The sequence below is a fragment of the Pseudomonas sp. SIMBA_068 genome, from assembly GCF_046534705.1.
In the GTDB taxonomy this organism is placed as follows: domain Bacteria; phylum Pseudomonadota; class Gammaproteobacteria; order Pseudomonadales; family Pseudomonadaceae; genus Aquipseudomonas; species Aquipseudomonas putida.
The window spans coordinates 1-242 of record NZ_JAWRYI010001440.1 but is presented as its reverse complement, the minus strand read 5'-3'; the positions used below and the strand labels follow the sequence as shown (position 1 = coordinate 242).

The following is a 242-nucleotide window of genomic DNA, read 5'->3' as shown; positions in this document are numbered from 1 at the left end:
GGAGGTGTTCTATTACGAGCATTTGCTGCCATATTTGCTAGAAACAGTCTGTTATGTGCACGGTGTTTAGCAATATATGTTTTTAACTCATTAGCCCATTTTGTTTTACCCCATACGCCGTCTAAATCAAAAAATATAGAACTGTTAAGTAAAGCCTGTGGTTTGGGTTCAGCAATCCATTGGGCAAATTGCTCAAACCATTGGTCCTGTGTTTTTCGCCACTTCTTGAATGACGCCATAAT

1 pseudogene is annotated in these 242 nt (G+C 39.3%); it reads right to left on the bottom strand.

Annotated elements, in window-relative coordinates:
- Window positions 1-242: pseudogene (locus tag SB756_RS34395) on the bottom strand (cyclic nucleotide-binding protein); the annotation flags it as partial.